The following is a 19,357-nucleotide window of genomic DNA, read 5'->3' as shown; positions in this document are numbered from 1 at the left end:
CTTAGGGGCGCAACGACTTGCGCCTCTACTACAAATCTAAAAATAATTTGGGATAATTTATTTTTTGCAAGTCCATTTAAGGTTAAATAGTTACATAGCAAGCGACAATAAGGGATTGCCATTAACAAAATTTATTGCAACAGACATAGTTTAATAGTTCAGTATAAGTAATAGACACTAAAAGTTAATCGACATGGTACAAAGTAACCAACTAGAGATTCGCCACATTAGTCCTAAAGTGAGGCAGTTGATTAAAACTTACGCCGATGTTAATAACTGTACGCAGTCTGAGATGTTGGAACGCATGGTTTTGGAGTGGAACGCCCAACAAAGCGAGAGCGAACGACCGCCAGGAGATGAAGATGAATAGTTTTTTCGTACAAGATTTAGTCCACTTCTAACCAGAAGTTTTCATTAATTTGGCTCTCTAGTTCAAGAAAAATTTTCCAGAGATTGGGTCTTGTTTGAGGGATTGAATAAAATCCCTTAAAGTCATCATACTACCCGTTAAGGTGAACTTAGGAGTACCATTTTGAGCAACGATTCTCACTTCACCGTCTTGGATCTGAATCTTATTTTTAATACTGTCCCATAGATTATCGAAGCTCTCATCATCCTGGCAACCATTAGCTTCAAGGAATCTTTGGCGTACTTCTGTTTTTAGTGCTAGTGCTTCTGCTGCTTGGGTGCGTGCCTCAAAGTGCTTAATTACATCCTCATAGGCACTCTCCCTGAGAGTTTTGTTTTCAGCCTGGACTTGCTGTAACTGAGTTTTGATGGCTTGCAGCTGGGACGCTAAAGCGGCTGATTTATGGTATTCAAGTTTTAAGGCTTGCTTTGCATTGGCTAACAAAGTTTTATAATCTAGCTGATCTTGATTTTTTTCGGATTGCATTTTTATCTCTTGATCAACAGATTTTCGCTGATTAACTCTCGTCAGTTATATAACAAAACTGACGAGAGCTTAGTAAATATTCCGTGTATTATCTGAGTATTAGTTAGTTCACCAATAATGGTGATTCAGAGCTAGGATTCTGTTGGATACTACTCAGACTAGAACTAATGTGGGAGCGGATAGCTCGTTCATAAACACTAGTCTGCTGAGTGCGTACCCCTACAGCTTGATATATTAAGTTAACATCTGGGAATTCAGACCAATACATCAAAAAAATGTCTTTAGCTGGAGTAATAATTTCATAATTATTCTCTTGTCTTTTCTTTCTAAGTTTACAATTATTTAGTTGCAATTTTTGTCTGAATAATTGTTCAAATTCTGAAATTAAATCTGAAGTATTTTTCATGGTTTATACACGTTAAAACGTGTTAATTATGCAAAGATTATCTGGTGATATTACTAAGTATGACACTTCAGATACCTCTTACTATATAGTGTATCAGTTATCGGGTATTTGAGAAGAGGATTTAGAGGCAGGGTAGCTCGTTGGCGTAGTCTCTCTTAGAGAAGAAGCTGTGCGATCGCAGTCAATAAGAGGCAGGGGAACTCTTAGCTGGGAGCAAAGAAGACAGAACAGAAAGGGGATTTGACACTTTGGCTACGCTGTTCGACTACGCTCACGGTAAACTCAGTGACCACCCCTTCTGTTATGTTAGTTTCCCATAGGATAGGAAAGCCATTGCGGTATTTAGTACCTACAGGCTACAGCCTGCGACTTCGAGACCTTCTGCAAAACTGATTAATTCTAAGTACTCTGGATTTTCTACAAACTTTTTAGCAGCTAGCAAGCCGGCAATGCTCCAAGTTTGATAAATTCTGGCTTCTTTGCCAATTAAACGACCATTGTTGCCATCGTAGTATTCCGGGAATTTATCTTTAAATAAACGTCTTTCGGCAATAGCGATCGCTGCTTGGGCAAGCTCTGTTCGACCTGCTTTATGGGCTGCTGCGGTAAATAACCATAGTAAAACGGGCCAGTTACCGCCGTTGTGATAAGACCAAGCCCTGTTCTTAGAATCACATCCTGTAACAATTCTCCACTCTAAACCATCCATTGCTGGAAAGCAGATTTTAACAGGCATATAGCCGATCAAGTCTTGCCAACGTTGGGCAAATAAATTCATAATGCTTTGAGATTCTTTTTCGCTTGCTAAGGAAGCTAAGATTGCCATCAGATTTCCCAGAGCAAAAAAGCGAAAATCTATCCGTCCCGGCCCCAGATTTCCCGCTAAATATCCTCCAGTTTCGGGCAACCACTCGGTCAACCAAGTGGGGATTGATTCTGAGTTGATGTTGAATTTATTAACAATTTCTTTACCAAATTCGTTATCTTTGTAACGATAAATTTCCCCCAATCGCTTCAGGTCTAGCCAGTAATAATTGCGGATATGATATTTCAAAGATCCCAATCGTCTATTGACTTTGCCAAGGTAGGTATCACCATCCCCATCTGGTAAAAGCAGTTCGCTAGCAGCCCTGAGAGACGCATAGAATAACACTTGAATTTCTAGAGGATGTTCGTAGACTCCCATGCGACGGTCAATCATAAACGCGCCATCGGGAACTAACATTGTTGGGTACATGGAAAAGCGATGTACCAGGCAAAGATCTAAAATTAATTTGATTCCTGCTTGAAAATCTGGCTGACGCGCTAGAGTTAAATCGTCTGTACCTTTTTCATAGGCGCGTAGCAAGAGAATCCACCACATACAAGAATCAATTGGGGGAACACGAGCGATCGCCAGTTCACCAAAATCAGCGACCAAAAATTCCTCATTCCCATTGGAGTGTACTTTGAAACTTGCAGGCATTAATCCCGCTCCCGGTTCAAAGCAGTCTATCTGCTTTTCATGACTTTGTAATTTCAGTGTTTCTACTAAGAAGTTACGCACAATCTCTGCTTTGCCGTGCATGAGAAACACTAAGGCAGAAGGGACAAAATCGCGGAGGAAGCACTGATCGTAATTGAGTGCATCTGACTCCGCATCTCTGGCGGCTACAGTACCAATGGGTTTTCCCTGGTAATAAATTATCGACTCTTCCAACAATTCCCAGGCTTCTGCTTCCAGCAGACTGTTCTTATCGATCGCGCTAGTCATGGGCGTTTAATTCCACTAATAATATGTATCGGCTTAATTGTGGAAAGTACGCAAGCCTACCTTAATGAAGAGGCGGGGGGCAGGGGGTAGGAAGCAGGGGGAGATGACCTCTTCCTCCTCTTGTGGAGCAGAGCAGAATATAGGTCTGAATCTCCTACAACAACCAAGCGTAGTTCTCGTACCCTACGGGAAGCTAACGCAACAGGCGGGGTGTTCACGCAGGTCTGCCGTAAAGCCTGCGGCAGAGCTACGCTTAGGGCACAGACTCTCCAAAAGTTGGGTCAACTGTCGAATCCCCTTTCTGTTCTATCCTCCTTGCTCCCTGCTCTCTGATCCTTTGCCTCTTGTTCAAGCTGACCAGCTTTCTCGGAAGTCAGCATACAAAGTTAATCCACCATCTACAAACAATGTTTGTCCGGTGATGTAGGCGGCTTCATCCGAAGCTAAAAAAGCTACTGCGGCTGCCATCTCCTCTGAGGAGCCAGCACGCCCCATTGGGATGTGACTTTCCACGATCGCCTTTTTTTCGGCGTCATCTGTCCAGGCTTGATTTATTGGCGTGACTGTTGCTCCGGGGGCAATGGCGTTGACACGAATACCCTGGCTGGCATATTCCAATGCTAAAGTTTTGGTCAGGTTTTCCATACCACCTTTGCTAATGGAATAACTGATATACATCGGTCGCGGAATAATTTCGTGAACGCTGGAAATATTAATAATCACTCCCGGACGATTTTTAGACAGGAGGTGTTTAATAGTTTCACGGGCGCAGAGATAAGCACCCCGGAGATTGACTGCAATTACCCGGTCAAAGTCTGTTGTGGTGACTTCGTGGGATGGACTTTCTTTTTGAATGCCAGCATTGTTAACTAGAATATCTAAACTGCCAAATTCCTTTACTACGGTGTTGACCATCTCTACAATGTCTGATTCTTGGGAGACATCTCCGTGAACCGATAGCGACTTAACACCACAGGTTTCGATATTTCCGCAGGCTTTTTGCAATGCCATCTCTTCCGTGTCTGCCGCATCTTTGGGGTCTTTGCGGTAATTGATGGCAATGTTGCACCCTTCTTGAGCGAGTCTGATTGCGATCGCCTGACCAATACCTGAAGTTGCACCCGTAATTAAAGCATTCTTTCCTTTTAAGCCTATCATATTTTCTCCCTAAGCTGCCTTTGCTTGAATTTGCAATCAGTCAGACAATTTTGGATTTTAGATTATTCTTTCAATTCCAAATTTAAAATTAATACTGTCAACCCCCAAGAGAGGGAGTTCAAAATTAAAAAATAGGACTTTCTTTTGAATTTTAAATTTCTTAAACTAATTCTTTAAAACCAGGCTACATCCCCAAGAGATGGAAACTCAACTTGAATCTGATGCCTCTTAATTACGAATTACGTTAGCGTAGCGGTAGCTAGTCCGTGAGAGTCATGACGAATTGGTATTAAGGATTTCCAGTTAAAAAAATATCCCATCCCTGCGAGACGCTTATGTGAACGCAAAGCGTCCCGCAGGGTACGTAAGGGCGCAAGGCCTTGCGCCCCTACAAATCTAGAAATAATTTGGGATAATTTATTTTTTGCAAGTCCCTTAGTCCTAGCGTAAATTCGCTGGCACTTGTTCAGGGACTACCCAATAGTAAACAGTTTTACCGTCTACATTCACCGTCTGGTCTGGTTTCCAATCGCCCATATCGAAGGCGTGGGAGACAATGCGAGTACCAGGTTTGAGTTGACTCAATAGCTTGGGACGGAGTTTGAGGTTGACCTCTGGCAATAAGTAAAGTGTAACTACTGTTGCTTCACTAAAATCAGCGTTGAACAAATCTTGTTGGACAAACTTAACGCGATCGGTTACACCTGCCTTTTTAGCATTTTCATTAGCTTCTTGGATGCGTTCGGGATTAATATCTATGCCGACACCGCGCGTACCAAACTTCTGGGCCGCAGTATTGACAATTATGCCATTACCACTTCCAAGGTCGTAAAGCACATCATCTTTATTCACTTTTGCCACTTTCAACATTGCATCTACAACTGGTTGTGGTGTAGGCACATAAGGAACATCGCCGGGGCGTTCTTGTGGTTGAGTTGTGGGAGTTGTTGCAGATGGTGTTTCGGTTTCGGTCTGACCCGTCAAAGTAGAAGGTTGTATCCCAGCTTCCAAATCTTGCTGCTGCGGCGCACATCCAGCAATTCCCAAGCTGGTAATACTAAGGCCTGTAACTAGTAAAAACAGAGTTTTTTTGAAGTTCATGAATTTTTCTCCTTGATTCAGTAGGTTGTGGCCAGTAGTTAGAAAAACAACTGATAGTCATAGAATTTTGAATTGCTTACAGTGTGAGGTTTGGGCTGCACAATCCAAAATCGTTCGACTGAGCGTAGCCGAAAGTCCAAAATTATATTAAGCCCTACGTTGGCGATAGTTATTCCAGAACAACACAGGGATGCCTGCTGCGACAACTAAAACACCTGCAACTGCTCCTACACCTGTATAAGCCAAGCTGGAATAAAGCAAGTAACCGCAGACTGCACAAAAGAGTAATGGTGTTAAAGGATAAAATGGCACGCGGAATGGACGCACTATGTGGGGTTCGCGGATTCGCAATACGAGCAGCGATATGCCGGAAAGCAAGAAGAAGAACCAGAATATGGGGGCGGTGTAATCCACCATTGTTTGAAAGCCTTTGCGGGTGAGCGTTCCTAAAAAAACCAGTGCTAAGGCGATCGCGGCTTGCAAGAATAAGGCATAGATAGGACTACTAGGACGTTGCTGCCAGCGCCCCATAAAACCAAATAGCGAAAAATCCTGTCCCAGTGCGTAGTTGGTACGCGCTCCGGTAAAGATTGTGGCGTTGGTTGCTCCCAAAGTAGCGATCGCAATCAGTATACTGATGAACAAGGCTCCCGGTTCGCCCCAAAGAGAGCGCATCAAATCTGCGGCTACTGCTTCTGACTGAGCCATGTTTGCTAATCCCAGCCCTCGTAGATAAGCTAGATTGATGAGTAAGTAAATGGCAGTGATGATGCCAATACTCCACATTAGCGATCGCACAATGTTACGTCGTCCATCTTGAATTTCTGCGGAGATGTAAGCTGCTTCATTCCAACCGCCGTAAGAGAGCAACACAAAAACCATCGCCAGTCCCCAGGTTCCTGATGATGCAGATTCTACAGGGACAGCAGAATTAGGAATGGCCGTAAGCCCAAGAATTACTACCAGCAATAAACCTAGAACTTTTGCAGCACTCAGCAAGTTTTGCGTCCACTTTCCCTGCTGTAAACCGATGATGTTCAAAGCAGTTAAAAGTGCGATCGCTATGGCTGCATAGATAGAAGACGAAAATGTGCCTAGCCGCCATATCTGAGAAACATAATCGCCAAAAACAAATGCCAAAAGGGCAATGGAACCAGTTTGAATCACCGTCATCCGCGCCCAGGCAAATAAAAAAGCTACTCCCCGCCCGAATGCACGTTTCAAATAATAGTAAACACCACCGACATCGGGATAGACAGTCGCCAACTCTGCATAGCACAGCGCTCCTACCAGAGATATAACACCACCCATTAGCCAAAGAAACATTACAGCAATATCACTGCCTGCTTGACTTGCCACTAGAGCCGGGGTTTGGAAAATCCCTGCCCCGATGACAATACCGACAATCAGAGCCACTGCGTCTGATAATGTCAGAGATGGCTTGGGTGCTGCTACTTTAGTTGATGTTGTCTGTTCAAGCAAAGTGTAGTCTTTACGTCTACTCACATTACTTCCTTATTAGTGTTGAGTTGGGACTTTTGGCTTTGTTTCATAGTCTTTGTTCAACAGAGGTATTATCTATGTACTCCAGGTTTTTGAACCCACCATCTAGCAAAACTTTTTGGATTGAAGACTACCAACCAAAAGTTAGCCCTTGGGGAGGGCGAATTTGAATCACTGTTTTACCTATGTTCTATGGTTAAAAATAAATGTGACGGAAAAATGACAGTTACCAGTTATATGTCTTCAAACCGTAATATTCATCTGGTTAGATTAAGATTGGCCTCCGTTATGATCGCTCAAACAAAATTCTCTTCTTTGACAACATCGTTCTGCAAGCAGGATAAAAGATATGATTTAAAAAAACTTCTCCCACAAGTGAGATTTATAATCATCTAAAGAGTGATTGACTAATAACGGGTAATCATGCTTACTTTAATTTGGAAACAAAAGACAGCGATCGCTCAAAAGCAAAACTTTAGATTAACTTTGGGCATTCAATTCAAAGATTGCTGCCTTCTTTAATATCTGATGCTAGGAAAAAGTAGAATATCTATTACTTCACCTAGTACCAAACCCAATACAGCTACGACTGTTAAAATCCAAAATGAATCTAGCTTATTGAAGCCATAAAAACGCATTTCCAAATCAGCTAAAAGCGTAGTAGCTAAGGGTATGAGAAAGAGCCTTAATAATATTGACCAAGTTGCTATTAACGCAATGGATATACTTAAAAATAAGATAACAACTAAAGTTCTAGAGCCAAATTCAACTAAACGCTCTAACCAAAAAATACTTTTTCGCACTACAGCTACAACCATAGCAGCTACAAAAGCTCCCACTAACCAAATAATATGATTAGCTGCAAGATACCATCCCAAGAGGGTATAAGCCAGCCAGAGTAGTACTAAAGGCATCAAAGGAATCCTGTTAAAAAATTCCACGTTCATACTGCCAAAGCTTGTAAAAATATCAAGTTAATCTTTTAAGTTTATTCAGAAATTGTTACCACTCTAACTTGTAAAAATATCAGCTTTACTCAGGATATTTCTCTATCTACAGAGCAAATTGAAGGACATACTCTTTTGTCGTGACAATATATAGCTCTAGCTCGGCAGCATAACTAGTAACTTAGGTTAACGATCAGAGTATATTGTTATACGTGTTTTAGCTCTTTAGTAAGTTAGATTTAAGACAAAAATCTATTAATTTAAGAACAATAGTATTAGTTTGTGATGTCTAAATAGATCGACCTTGGCTCTCAGCTATTGGGGATGAAATTTTATGAATAGGTAGTTACACTTCAGCGTGTACAACTTTGATAACTGTCCACAATACTGTTGCATGCCTCAAGCTCATGGTAATATTATTTTACTGTCAGGAGATATTATTTTATACATCAAATTGTAACCATGCTGAAACAGTTAGTTAGGTGTGCTACCTCAAAAAAACAAAAAGTTATTTTATCCGCCCAGGAAATCACCAAAAGCATTAATGTGCAAAGTACAGAGCTTTTGAAAATCTGTTTATATAAGGTACTAAAGAGCTAAAAAAACCTTTTTTAGGAATTATCATAACCAGCTATGAAGGCGTAAAGCTTTCTTAAAAATAGCAAAAAAAATAGACAAGAGCAAATAGAAAAGTTTTGACACAATGTCAATAGTTTTTTGTATATTTAAAAATATCAAAAAGCCCAATTCGTCTTGTCAATAAGACATTAATATTGTGTGTTTTATTTAGATATTGATTCTCTTCGTGCTTAGTTAGCTATATATATAAAGTCCTATTTGATTGCTGAAAACTTAAGTTACCCTCAACCAAATGAGGCAAGCACTTAGATTTAACAACTGGTTTAGGACTGCTAGATCAATCCTGATTTAGTAACAACTCGATTATTGACAATGTAAGCAAGAGCAATAGGAAAAACATGAATATCATTGTTCGTTTACTTGGAGTGATCTTTCTCCAAGTGTCTGTGTTAGCTGCGATGTCTAGCACGGCAATTTCTGATGACAAGCCCTTGCGCGTCAATACCCAGGAGACTCCTGCTGTTCCTCAACGAAAAATAACACAGAGGATTTGCTCTTTAGATCCCATTGAGGATTTATTACCTCCGCCACAAACCAAAGCAAGTAACTCTTTGCTTTCTTACCTTGCTGAACAGGGTTTTACACAGAATCAAGAGGGTTCTTGGGTCTGTTATGCGAACGATCCGAAAAAAGAAGGGCGTTACTTTACTCTGTTTAAGGTTAAACAAGTTGATAACAGGCTTATAGCAAGTTCTTTCTTAGATGAGGGCAGTCTGATTCAAGGGCAAGAAAGTCGTAGCTTGGACTTCTTCATGATGCTGGTTGAGCATCATATCAATACTAGTCAAGAGAACCATCAAGGTATACGTAGATATTTAGAAGCCTTCGTTTCCTTAGTTAAAGAAGGGAAGGTCAAACCTACACGTCGTGGGTTTCTGTTTGACCAACCAAACCGGGCTATGGTCTTATATCACACACTCTCATCAGGAAATCTTAAAGGTACTGGAATCACGATCAACATTTATTTACCTAAGAGTTGAATTGTGGGGTAGGGAAGGCAGGAGAAACAAGGGAGCAGAGGGGAATGGCACTAAGAAAAACCGAAAGACTTATGTAACCTCGTTCCTAGTAGTCTGCCAACCCAAAAATGTGCTTGTGAGGGCTGGGGAAAGGGGAAGGGGTAAGGGATTCAAAACCTTTCCCCCCGCCCCTTATCCCCAGAGGGGGCCCCACCTTCCCCTTTACCCTTTACCCCGCCAAGTCACGAAAGCGAACTACTAGTCTGAAAACTGGGTATGTACTCCAAATCGGCTGCTGCCTCTCGTTAAGAAAGAGGAGGCGGAGCCTCCGAGAATGGTTTCCTAGCCTGGAGGCTGGAAACGAGGTAACACAAGACTTTGGACTTATCTTAGTGCTATTCAAAGCAGAGGGAGAATAATCCCCAATGCCCAATTAAATTGCTGTCGTTTAGTGGAGGTGCATCTTGTCTAAATCAATTGTTCAAAGAATTGCAGCACTGAAGGCGGTTCGCTTGGCGGCGATCGCATTCTCGTCTATTACAGTAGTAATCACTACATATCAGTCTGCTTTTGCACAACTCAATATTGGGCACTACGGTATCCAGCAAGGACTGGAGTATGAGTATCTCCAGTACCAAATCAATAACCAGAATTTAAGCCAGATGCGAGTCATTCCTGGCTGTAATGTGGGGTTTGGTCTGAGTTGCAATAAAACTGGAACGGTAATCCAACGATTAGTAGAGTTAAACGGTGGGACTAACTATCAAAATCTCCTGATAAAAGCAGCAGGTGGGGAAAGAAACTTCCAGAATTTCGCTGGGTTTTATGGTAACAACCCCAACCTCTCTGCGGTGCCTTACGCCTCTTTTTGGAGAAACCAATCCCATGCAATTATGGATAGCTCTCAATACCTTCTTGGACAAAATTTTGGTCGCAATCCAGTAGAAGGTTTGGGGCTTGTAACCAAGCAGTTTTACTGGGCACCGTACTCAGGAGTCAATAACTCGGTCAGTCTCCGTAATGGATTACTAAACTTGAAATTCTCATACGGACGATTGTTGTTTGAAGAAGCCTCAAAAATTTCCAATATTAAGGAGCAAATTGAGTCTCTAGGTCTGTCGCCAGAGATGACGAACTTTTATTTAGATAAAATCTCTACAGGCTTGAATGCATTGAGTTCTGGAGATCGGAACCAACTTCAACAGAGGATTTTTGAACTACTATCTTTTCCATACTCCGAAGATGGTGGGGAACTCGGACGGCCTAACAACGCGATTCCACAAGAATTCAATCATCTGGTGGGAGAAGATATCCCTGGAGATATTTTGCTGAGTGACAATCCAGTACCGTTGGATGGAGAAACAATTGCTTTTGATACTTTCCCTGGCTCTGTAGGAGATGTTTTGCTACAAGGCAGTCCTGATTCATCTCCACTCTGGCCAATGATGGTAGTTGGGAGTATTGGTTTAATTCTGCTCTTACTATTGAGCGGCGATAGTTCTTCAGATCAACCATCTGTTTCTTCAAGAGATACGCCTACGCCTTTGTCTCTCAACAGCAAAGGTGAATGCGATCTGACTCCCAACGGTAATGGTTCTGATCACACACAGATCATTGAGATTCCGTGTAATGTTACTCCTAAAACCCCTACGGAAGTCAAGAAGGTAGTGGAGCCATCAATGATCAAAGCGCTTTTATTGCTAATTGTTCTAATATGTATAGTCCGTTCCAAACAGCGGTCTTTAAAAATACGTAGAGTGGGACTAAGTCCTATATTACATAAGGGAATTTAGACCCGAATAGCACTAATAAAAGCCGAAAGGCTTGTGTAACCTCGTCCCCAGTCTTCAGACTGGGAATGTATTTCAAATGGGCTGCTGCCTCTTGTCAAGAAAGAGGAGGCTCTTTACGAGGCAACACAAGACTTTGGACTTATTTTAGTGCCATTCAATTTAGACGCACGTAAGACAAAGCTACCTATAGAGGTAGCTTTATACAGATTTATATGAATGATTTGATAGTATTGCTAACCAGGCTGTTGCGATCGCCTGTTAACCTGTGGCCAATTCACTACATTCCACCAATTATTCAAATACTCAGCCCGACGGTTGCGATATTTTAAGTAATAGGCGTGTTCCCATAAATCATTACCCATAATCGGATATGAACCGTCCATAATTGGGTTATCTTGATTTGCTGTGGTGACAATCTGGAGTTGATTTTGAGGATTACGTACTAGCCAAACCCAGCCACTACCGAAACGAGCGGCACCTGCTGCATTAAACTGTTGTTTAAAGGCATCAAAACTGCCAAAAGTCTTGTTAATTTCTTGAGCGATCGCTCCTGATGGTTGTCCACCACCTTGGGGACTCATCAGTTGCCAAAAAATCGTGTGGTTGAGATGACCACCAGCGTTATTACGTACTTTTGTGCGGATATTTTCAGGTACGCTTTTTAAGTCCGATAGTAAAGCTTCAACACTCCTTTTTTGCAAATTTGGATACTGCTTCAATGCATCATTTAAGTTCTTGACATAGCTAGCATGGTGTGCTTCATAATGCAATTTCATTGTTTCAGCATCAATAGCTTTTCCTAAAGCTCCATAAGCATAAGGTAATGGTGGTAGCTGTGCAGGAAAAGCGCTTAGTGACCTATTAGGATAAGCTACAGGGGGAAACGACCTAGCAGCCGTTGGTGTTGGTGTAGAAGATTGTGCCTCAGCTACTAGTACTGGTTCATGAGAAATTAGCACAATTGTCAACACAATTGTTGTGAAGAAAAAAACTATTTTTCTTCGGCAAAATTTTATCATAAATTGTAGCCTCAAAATCAATATTATTGGCTTGTAAGCTGATCATAAACTGTTGTTTTGCAGCCCAATCATGCCAGCCAAATATATATCTTACCTTAGTTTTCAACTAATTCGAGCAAAAACACTCAATATTATAGAATTAATAACTGCCAATATATGAGGCTACTTCACACACTCAAAAATCTGTATCTTTAGCAAAAACCCTCTATTAAATGATTTAGCAATGCAAAAATAATTGCATTCAAAACAAAGAAAAATAAGCTTCAATACGCTTGGGTTAAGTATTTTTCTCTTCTCTGTGTTTTCTCTGCACCTCTGCGGTAACCTGCGGCAAGCCGCAACTCTTAGAGATTTTCTAAGCACTAAACTGCTTACTAAAAACCATCAAAAAGGGCTTGACAGACTACTAGTTTTAGGAATAAATTTAACTCAATATTGACATAGCTTTAATGCCCAAAAAAATTTGAGTTATAGATTTACGTGCATTTTACCATAAAAATAATTATTTATAAGTCTATTATTTAATTTATTCCCTTGGGTACATAACTATAAATAACAAGCAAAACTCTTGATAGATATAACCGAAGTTTTATTTTGCTAAACCTATAATTAAAAGCTTGTAACTATTAAAATTCAATCTACTGAGATATGCATTATAATCAAATCTTGCAAAAAACTGTAGCAGCCAATAATAATTGGGATCAAGTAACCCAAAGTGAAGCTAAAAATGAGCAAACACAAACACATGAATTAGCTATCCCTGATCTAGCGATATTTTTATATCCTGTTGGCTTTATGGTTGGTTGGATATTTTTTTTTCTGATATTGCGAAAAATCCGGGCATTGTTAGATGAGAAAATAATTTTTTCCATCAGCCACTTACACAAAGTACCCTGTAAAAATTGTCGCTTTTATTCCAGTAATTATTATCTTAAATGTGCAGTAAACCCTTCTGTCGTTCTTACTGAAGAAGCGAAAAATTGCTCTGAGTACTCACCCAACAAGAAAAATTTCTCTTCTAAAAATCCTCTTGACTAAAAATGATAACGATCAAGGTGATGTTCAGTAAAAAATTTATCCATCGGAATTTATGTACGCCCTTGCCTATGTATCTGTATCAGGTATTTCGTGAAATGGTATACATAAAAAGCTTAAACTAAACAACGTTCAATCGTCGCTAGAACTGATTGAGAAAGAGTCTCAAAGTCGTAACCACCTTCTAAACCAAAGATAATTTTACGAGTTACTCCTAGACAATAATCAGTAAATAAAGCATAGTCTTCTGGCTGCAAATTGATACTTGCCAAAGGATCTGCGGCATTGCCATCATAACCAGCACTTACAATCAATAAATCTGCCTGAAAGCTAGCTAAAAACGGTACGACACTTGTTTCAAATAGGGGCTGATATACTGCAATATCACTACCAGGGGGTACAGGTAAATTTAATACATTTTTATGAAAACCGCGTTCTGTTGCTCTTCCAGTACCCGGATAGCATGGGTATTGATGTAGGGAACAGTAGGCGATGCGTGCTTCAGTTTCAACGATCGCCTGAGTACCATTACCATGATGCACATCCCAATCTAGGATGGCCACACGGTTAACTCCGGGTTGTTCGAGGGCAAATAATGCTGCGATCGCAGCATTAGAAAAGAGGCAAAAGCCCATCCCCGCATCACTTTCTGCGTGGTGTCCTGGGGGACGCGCTAGCACAAAGGCCGGATTAGCCGACTTTAACACAGCTTCAACTCCATCCAACCATGCACTGACTGCCAATAATGCCACATCATAACTCCGAGGGGAAACTGGCGTATCTCCATCCAAAGGGCCACCGCCACTAGAAGCAATTTGCCAAAGTTTTTTGATGTAAGCTGGGCTATGAGCTTTAACCAACATAGACATCAGTGATGGCTGTTCTGATGCTGGTGTAGGCGATCGCCAGGTGATTTTATCTGCGAATGTAGCTGCTTTTAGAGCAGTTGCGATCGCTATCAAGCGTTCTGGTTTTTCAGGATGGTATTTTCCAGTCTTGTGATCTAAAAATTCGTCGGAATAGATGACTGGTAGCATAGAACGAAAAAGGTTAGCAGCAGGGATACTGAATGTTATTGTATCTTCACTGGTACAAACAGTTTTTCCTTTGACATCTGGTGAAATTTATGCTTTATCCAGAATCCTTGTAGAGGCGTAGCACTGCTACGTCTCTACATTCTTTTTTGAAAATATCTATCTTTTGTATTAGCGGGTTGGTTGTTTACTTTCGAGAATTTCTGTTGCTTTTTGGGCAGAAAGGGGCCGATAGAATAAAAAGCCCTGTACATCCTCACAGTTTATGGATCTCAAGAACTCCAATTCTTCCTCATTCTCTACCCCTTCAGCTGTTAACTTCAATCCCAAGCTTTGTCCCAAGCCAACTATAGCCTTGATAATATGAGCTACTTTGACATCGCGCGTCAAATCTTGAATAAAAGACTTATCTATTTTCAGATTGTGTAATGGCAAAAGCTGTAAGCGGGAGAGCGAGGAATGACCTGTGCCAAAGTCATCAATGGAGATATGAATACCCATCTGTTGTAAATTTTCTAACACTGTTGTGGTAAAATCCAAATCCTCAATCGCTGTGGTTTCGGTAATTTCTAATTCTAAAAAGTGCGCCTCCAGCCCCGTTTGTGCTAAAACTTCGGCTATAGTCTCCACCAATTTAGGTTGACGGAACTGCTTAAGAGAAAGATTGACAGCGATCGTCATCGGTTGCAATCCCGCATCTTGCCAAGTTTTATTTTGGCTACAGGCAGTCTGCAGCACCCATTCGCCAATGGGGATAATTAATCCGCTCTCTTCGGCAAGGGGAATAAAGACACTGGGTGCAACTAATCCCATCTCTGGGTGCTGCCAACGCAACAGAGCCTCCATACCAGTAATTTCTCCTGTGGCAATATTCACACGAGGCTGATAGTACACAGTAAATTCATCTCGTTCTAAGGCATAGCGCAAGCTTTTCTCTAAAGTCAGGAGTTCAGGATTTTTGGCGCTCAGGGAAACACTGTAGTATTGGTAGTTATTCCGCCCTTTATCTTTGGCGTAGTATAAAGCGGCATCTGCATGCTGAATTAGGGTTTCAGCATCAGGACTGTTCTGATCAAGCAAGGCAATACCAAGGCTAGCAGTCACATAAAGTTCATGCCCCTGGAGATGAAAAGCATCCTCTAAGGCTTGTAACATTCTCTGTGCTACTTGTGTTACCTCTTGAATATCATTGACTCGCGGGAGTAAAATAGTGAATTCATCGCCTCCCCAGCGGGCTATGGTGTCTCCGCCTCGGAGTGAATCTTTTAATCTTTGAGCGACGTTTTGTAACAATTGATCTCCCAGAGTGTGCCCTAGAGTATCATTAATGACCTTAAAGCGATCCAGGTCGAGGAAGATCACAGCTAAACTTTCGCCATTGCGAGTGGCGTTGGGCAGAGTTTTACTGAGCAGTTCATTGAATAGTAGGCGATTGGGTAACCCCGTCAGCACGTCATGGAGGGCTTGATAGCGAATCTTTTCTTCTACTTGTTGACGCTGCTCTGTACTAATGATACTAGCGGCCATGGTCAAAAGGGTAGATTCTTCGTGCTTTGACCAATGACGCTCAAAGGTGCAGTCCGCCAAGCCAAGATACCCCCAAAACTCATTTTCCAAGCGGAGAGGCACTAAAAGAAGAGATTGAATGCCATCTCGAATCAGAAATTCTTGTTCGGCGATGGGAAATTTTTGGGTGAGTTCGCTAATTGAATTGCCGCTAGAGAGAGCAGTGTACCAACGGGCTAATCCAGAAGTTTGATAAGGCAGATTTTGCCAATGGTGGTGGGTAGATTTAATAAAAGAGCGCGTCCATTCAAACCTTAGGCTGACTGCTATTTCCTCTGTAACAGGGTGGAGATGGTTCTGAAAAAGATAGGCACGATCTGCCTGTGCAGCTTCACCTAATACAGCTAGAGCTAGATCAATACCAGTTTCAAAATTCATTTCTCTTAGCAAGTAATTGGCAGCTTCTGCAACTGCCTGTAGCAAGCGATCGCGCTGGCGCAGTTCAGCTGTGGCTTGTTTTTGCTCTGTAATATCCCTAATAATAAAAGTTCTAATTAAATCACTTTGAGGAAGGTAGAGAACGGATTGTTCAAAAACTTCTGTGCCTACTTCCACTTCCCGCACAAAAGAACTTTTTTCTACATTGTTAACTCCACTCAAAAGTCCTGTTAATATAGGATGCTGTATACCAACTTCCCGAAGTTTGGGAAACTTGAGGGCTGCGGCTGGATTGAGATAAGTAACTGTTCCCCCAAAATCCATTTCAATAATTGGATTGGGGATGAGTTCAGGGAAAGATGCTAGGCGAGCTAAGGCAGATTCACTAGCGGCTTCAAAGCTGGGATCGATAGCTAAAGTTTGAAAAGGATTGGCAGGACTGGCTTGCTCTGAGAAGAAACCAGATAAGTCTTCAACATCGAAAGATTCAGAAAATACTTGTTCTGAGATGTTAGAAATAGCATAATATTTAGCCTGAGCTTTATTACTACCAAAAGCAATAACATCTCCATGCCTGAGATTATGAGAATAGCATTTATTACCATTTACAAATAAGCCATTAGTACTTCCTTTTCCCTTGTAGTTGCCATCAATTATCTGAAAACCGTATTGGTCTGTCTCAGGAACAGTTACTCGCAATAAAATTGCATGTTGCATTGATACTGAGCGGGAAGCCAAAACAATAGTGTTTGCGGGATGCCGCCCCAGAGAATAAGTAGTCTCTCGCAAAGGGACAGTTCGCCGCCCTTCCAGGTCTTGAATGACCAACAGATGGCGTATTTTTTCCCGCTCATTTCCTAGCATGGCTGTTCCTCAATTTTTCATATTTTTATGTTTTAGTCTGAAAAATATTACTCCTTAAAGTTCAGAGTTTCCGGCTGCACTTTTAGGAGAATTTAGTTAATCAAATTTCTCTTTGTCTGCGATCGCAAAATTGCTATAGCGCTTCTCGCTTATGTGAGGTACACCCGTAGGGGCACGGCAGTGCCGTGCCCCTACACCACGCGATATAATGTTGTACCACACTATATAAGGTTGTATACCAACCCTTCTCTTCATGATTGACCTTCTGGAATGAGATGGCTGGCTAATTGTTCAATCAGTTTTTGCCATAAAATCTCTAGCTGTTTCCTCCACTCATATATAATTTATAAACTTTGTCCTTTCGTCCATATCATCTAACCTTGTCTTTTTTAGGATACCCAGATTAAGAATTCAAAATTCAACCTATTGCCAAAAGACTTGAACCACCAAAGGTACGTGTAGATGTTAGCGTTAGCTATAAATTTTAAAAAGGATTATAGAGTAAACTAAAATAGAGTCCGTTTTCTTGTAGTGTTCTGTCACTTGAGTTAACAGATACTAAGGGAATGCCCCAGTCAAGACGAATGGTGAAGCGATCGCCTTGTGACCAACGCAACCCCAGACCAACAGCAGCTAGAGTATTAGGATCGGGATCTACTGTACCAGAACTATTCCAGCCAACACCAAAATCCACAAAGGGGATAACCTGTAAAGTGCTATCTATCTGTGGGAAGCGCAGAATCGGTACTTGAACTTCCGCAGAAACAAAAGTGGCATTATCTGTCAACAGATAATCTTGACGGTAGCCTCGAACACTATCCTGCCCACCTAAGCCAATTTGCTCTATAGCCACAAGTGTTCTAGATGCTAGTTGCGTATTTAAACGCAGCAACAGTAATGTTTCAGGAGCTAAAAGGCGTGCCCACTGCGCTTGCCCTTGCCAAGCAAAAAAACGGCTATCGGGAGGAATTTGATTAATCGTGGCATTTAACACATCTATGCCCAAGCTGAATTGAGAGCGTAGGGCGATGACTTCACGGCTATTACGACTCGTCCATTCTTGAAAAAATCGCAGCGCAGATACCCTGGTGCGTCCCTCTTCATCACCCAAGAAAGGTTCTCGTTGCTCTAGTCCCGGGTTGAAAAAGGAGGCTTCACTTTCCCGTTGGGAAGCTGTCAACCCAAGGGCGAATTCTTGTGTAGGAGTTTGAACTATGGGCTGGCGGAATGTCAATTCGTAGTAGCGAGATGCCGATTCGATATCTAAAACTTTGAAATCAGGTTCAATGACATTACTAGACGTAGTGCCATAGTTAAAAGTAAGCGTTCCGTTGCGGGGATTAAGAGGCAATGTATAACGAGCGTCAAAAGAGTTGCTACCATCAGTGTTAATGTAGCCTAGACTCAGACCATCTCCCAATCCGAGTAAGTTGGCTTCATTCAATCGTAATCCGCGTCGGAAACTACCAACACTAGGTGATCGCCCATTATCAAGAACTATTTCGCTACTAAAAGTTTTTGCCTCGCTGACTTGAACTTCTAAGAGACTCGCGCCAGTTTGCGATCCGGCTGAGAGTTCCGCAGTCACGTTTTGAATTAAAGGATTAAGTTGCAAAAGTTGTAATGCCTCTAGTAGACGCTGGCGATTGAGAGGCGCTGAAGTTGCTATTGCTAGTCGGCTGCGGACATAATTTGGATTCAACCGCCGAGTTCCAGTTATCTGGATGCCTTCTAGTCTACCTTCGACCACCTGAATTTTGAGAACACCGGATCGGATTGTTTGAGGTGGAATATAAGCACCAGAGGTAATATAACCATTTTTGACGTATAGATCAGTGATTTTAGAACGTGCTTGATACACCTCAGCTAACGAGATCGGTCGTTTGGTAAATTCAGCAGTGGCTTGGGCTAACTGTTCAGGACTGAAGACTGTGCTACCAACAACTTCAAACCGTTGAACAACAATAGTTTGAGGAAAGTTGCCAGGCAGGGGTTCTTCAGGTGTAAGAGTTGGGGCAGAGGGTGGCAATAGTTCTTCTGGTGGCGGGAGTGGCTGTGGCAGCTCAGGTGAGGGACGTGGCGAAGGTAAGGGGGGTTGGACATCCTGTGGTGGTGGGAGTTGTTGTTGTGACAGGATGAAATTACTGGTTGGTAATTGTGTAGTTTCAACAGCCTGAGCTTTCACTGAACTAGAAGATATGCTGCTGAGTAATAGAAGCATACTCAGTGGTAAGCAGGACACTATAAGATTCTGAGGATATTTATCAATCATCGCACTGGACTATTTTTGTCAGTAGATATGGGATT

General features: G+C 41.7%; 16 protein-coding genes. 4 read left to right on the top strand and 12 right to left on the bottom strand.

The genetic code is table 11. The features are described 5' to 3' along the window. Positions 1–193 precede the first annotated feature (193 nt). Positions 194–370 (top strand): hypothetical protein, encoded by a 177-nt coding sequence (locus tag H6G97_RS22055; RefSeq protein ID WP_199349538.1) that lies wholly within the window; start codon positions 194–196, stop codon positions 368–370. A gap of 57 nt (positions 371–427) precedes the next feature. On the opposite strand, the gene H6G97_RS22050 is transcribed toward H6G97_RS22055, so the two are convergent. From H6G97_RS22050 to H6G97_RS22020, 7 genes are all read right to left on the bottom strand, one after another. Next, the gene (locus H6G97_RS22050; protein WP_190942811.1) at positions 428–895 is read right to left on the bottom strand and encodes a hypothetical protein; all 468 of its coding nucleotides are present in this window, start codon (positions 893–895) and stop codon (positions 428–430) included. A gap of 103 nt (positions 896–998) precedes the next feature. After that, positions 999–1,301: a hypothetical protein gene (locus H6G97_RS22045; protein WP_190942810.1), complete on the bottom strand. Its 303-nt coding sequence runs from the start codon at positions 1,299–1,301 to the stop codon at positions 999–1,001. A gap of 349 nt (positions 1,302–1,650) precedes the next feature. After that, positions 1,651–3,054: a glycoside hydrolase 100 family protein gene (locus H6G97_RS22040; RefSeq protein ID WP_190942809.1), complete on the bottom strand. Its 1,404-nt coding sequence runs from the start codon at positions 3,052–3,054 to the stop codon at positions 1,651–1,653. A 348-nt stretch (positions 3,055–3,402) separates the two neighbouring features. Continuing rightward, on the bottom strand, positions 3,403–4,212 hold the full coding sequence (locus H6G97_RS22035; RefSeq protein ID WP_190942808.1) for a glucose 1-dehydrogenase: 810 nt from the start codon (positions 4,210–4,212) through the stop codon (positions 3,403–3,405). Positions 4,213–4,653: 441 nt separating this feature from the next. Continuing rightward, a complete protein-coding gene (locus H6G97_RS22030; protein WP_190942807.1) occupies positions 4,654–5,313 on the bottom strand; it encodes a class I SAM-dependent methyltransferase in 660 nt (219 codons plus the stop codon). Between the two features lie 147 nt (positions 5,314–5,460). Beyond that, positions 5,461–6,819, bottom strand: coding sequence for an amino acid permease (locus H6G97_RS22025; protein ID WP_190942806.1), 1,359 nt, complete (start codon positions 6,817–6,819; stop codon positions 5,461–5,463). A 515-nt stretch (positions 6,820–7,334) separates the two neighbouring features. After that, positions 7,335–7,763, bottom strand: a complete 429-nt coding sequence (locus H6G97_RS22020; protein WP_190942805.1) for a hypothetical protein — start codon at positions 7,761–7,763, stop codon at positions 7,335–7,337. Between the two features lie 977 nt (positions 7,764–8,740). On the opposite strand from H6G97_RS22020, the gene H6G97_RS22015 reads away from it, so the two are divergent. Both H6G97_RS22015 and H6G97_RS22010 read left to right on the top strand, forming a co-directional pair. Beyond that, positions 8,741–9,382: a hypothetical protein gene (locus H6G97_RS22015; RefSeq protein WP_190942804.1), complete on the top strand. Its 642-nt coding sequence runs from the start codon at positions 8,741–8,743 to the stop codon at positions 9,380–9,382. 443 nt (positions 9,383–9,825) lie between these two features. After that, positions 9,826–11,154: a hypothetical protein gene (locus tag H6G97_RS22010; RefSeq protein ID WP_190942803.1), complete on the top strand. Its 1,329-nt coding sequence runs from the start codon at positions 9,826–9,828 to the stop codon at positions 11,152–11,154. Positions 11,155–11,387: 233 nt separating this feature from the next. Here H6G97_RS22010 and H6G97_RS22005 read toward each other — a convergent pair whose 3' ends face one another. Further along, on the bottom strand, positions 11,388–12,173 hold the full coding sequence (locus H6G97_RS22005; protein WP_190942802.1) for a superoxide dismutase: 786 nt from the start codon (positions 12,171–12,173) through the stop codon (positions 11,388–11,390). A gap of 648 nt (positions 12,174–12,821) precedes the next feature. Here H6G97_RS22005 and H6G97_RS22000 point away from each other — a divergent pair. Beyond that, positions 12,822–13,211, top strand: coding sequence for a hypothetical protein (locus H6G97_RS22000; RefSeq protein ID WP_190942801.1), 390 nt, complete (start codon positions 12,822–12,824; stop codon positions 13,209–13,211). A gap of 113 nt (positions 13,212–13,324) precedes the next feature. On the opposite strand, the gene H6G97_RS21995 is transcribed toward H6G97_RS22000, so the two are convergent. The 4 genes from H6G97_RS21995 to H6G97_RS21980 form a co-directional block, all read right to left on the bottom strand. Further along, a complete protein-coding gene (locus tag H6G97_RS21995; protein WP_190942800.1) occupies positions 13,325–14,245 on the bottom strand; it encodes a histone deacetylase family protein in 921 nt (306 codons plus the stop codon). Between the two features lie 168 nt (positions 14,246–14,413). Then, positions 14,414–17,050: an EAL domain-containing protein gene (locus H6G97_RS21990; RefSeq protein ID WP_190942799.1), complete on the bottom strand. Its 2,637-nt coding sequence runs from the start codon at positions 17,048–17,050 to the stop codon at positions 14,414–14,416. 96 nt (positions 17,051–17,146) lie between these two features. Further along, positions 17,147–17,305: a hypothetical protein gene (locus tag H6G97_RS21985; RefSeq protein WP_190942798.1), complete on the bottom strand. Its 159-nt coding sequence runs from the start codon at positions 17,303–17,305 to the stop codon at positions 17,147–17,149. 229 nt (positions 17,306–17,534) lie between these two features. Beyond that, a complete protein-coding gene (locus tag H6G97_RS21980; RefSeq protein WP_190942797.1) occupies positions 17,535–19,322 on the bottom strand; it encodes a ShlB/FhaC/HecB family hemolysin secretion/activation protein in 1,788 nt (595 codons plus the stop codon). Positions 19,323–19,357: the final 35 nt, after the last annotated feature.

Source organism: Nostoc flagelliforme FACHB-838 (assembly GCF_014698065.1).
GTDB classification, from domain to species: domain Bacteria; phylum Cyanobacteriota; class Cyanobacteriia; order Cyanobacteriales; family Nostocaceae; genus Nostoc; species Nostoc flagelliforme_B.
Note: the sequence above shows the minus strand (reverse complement) of the source record. Positions and strands in the feature narration are given on the sequence as shown.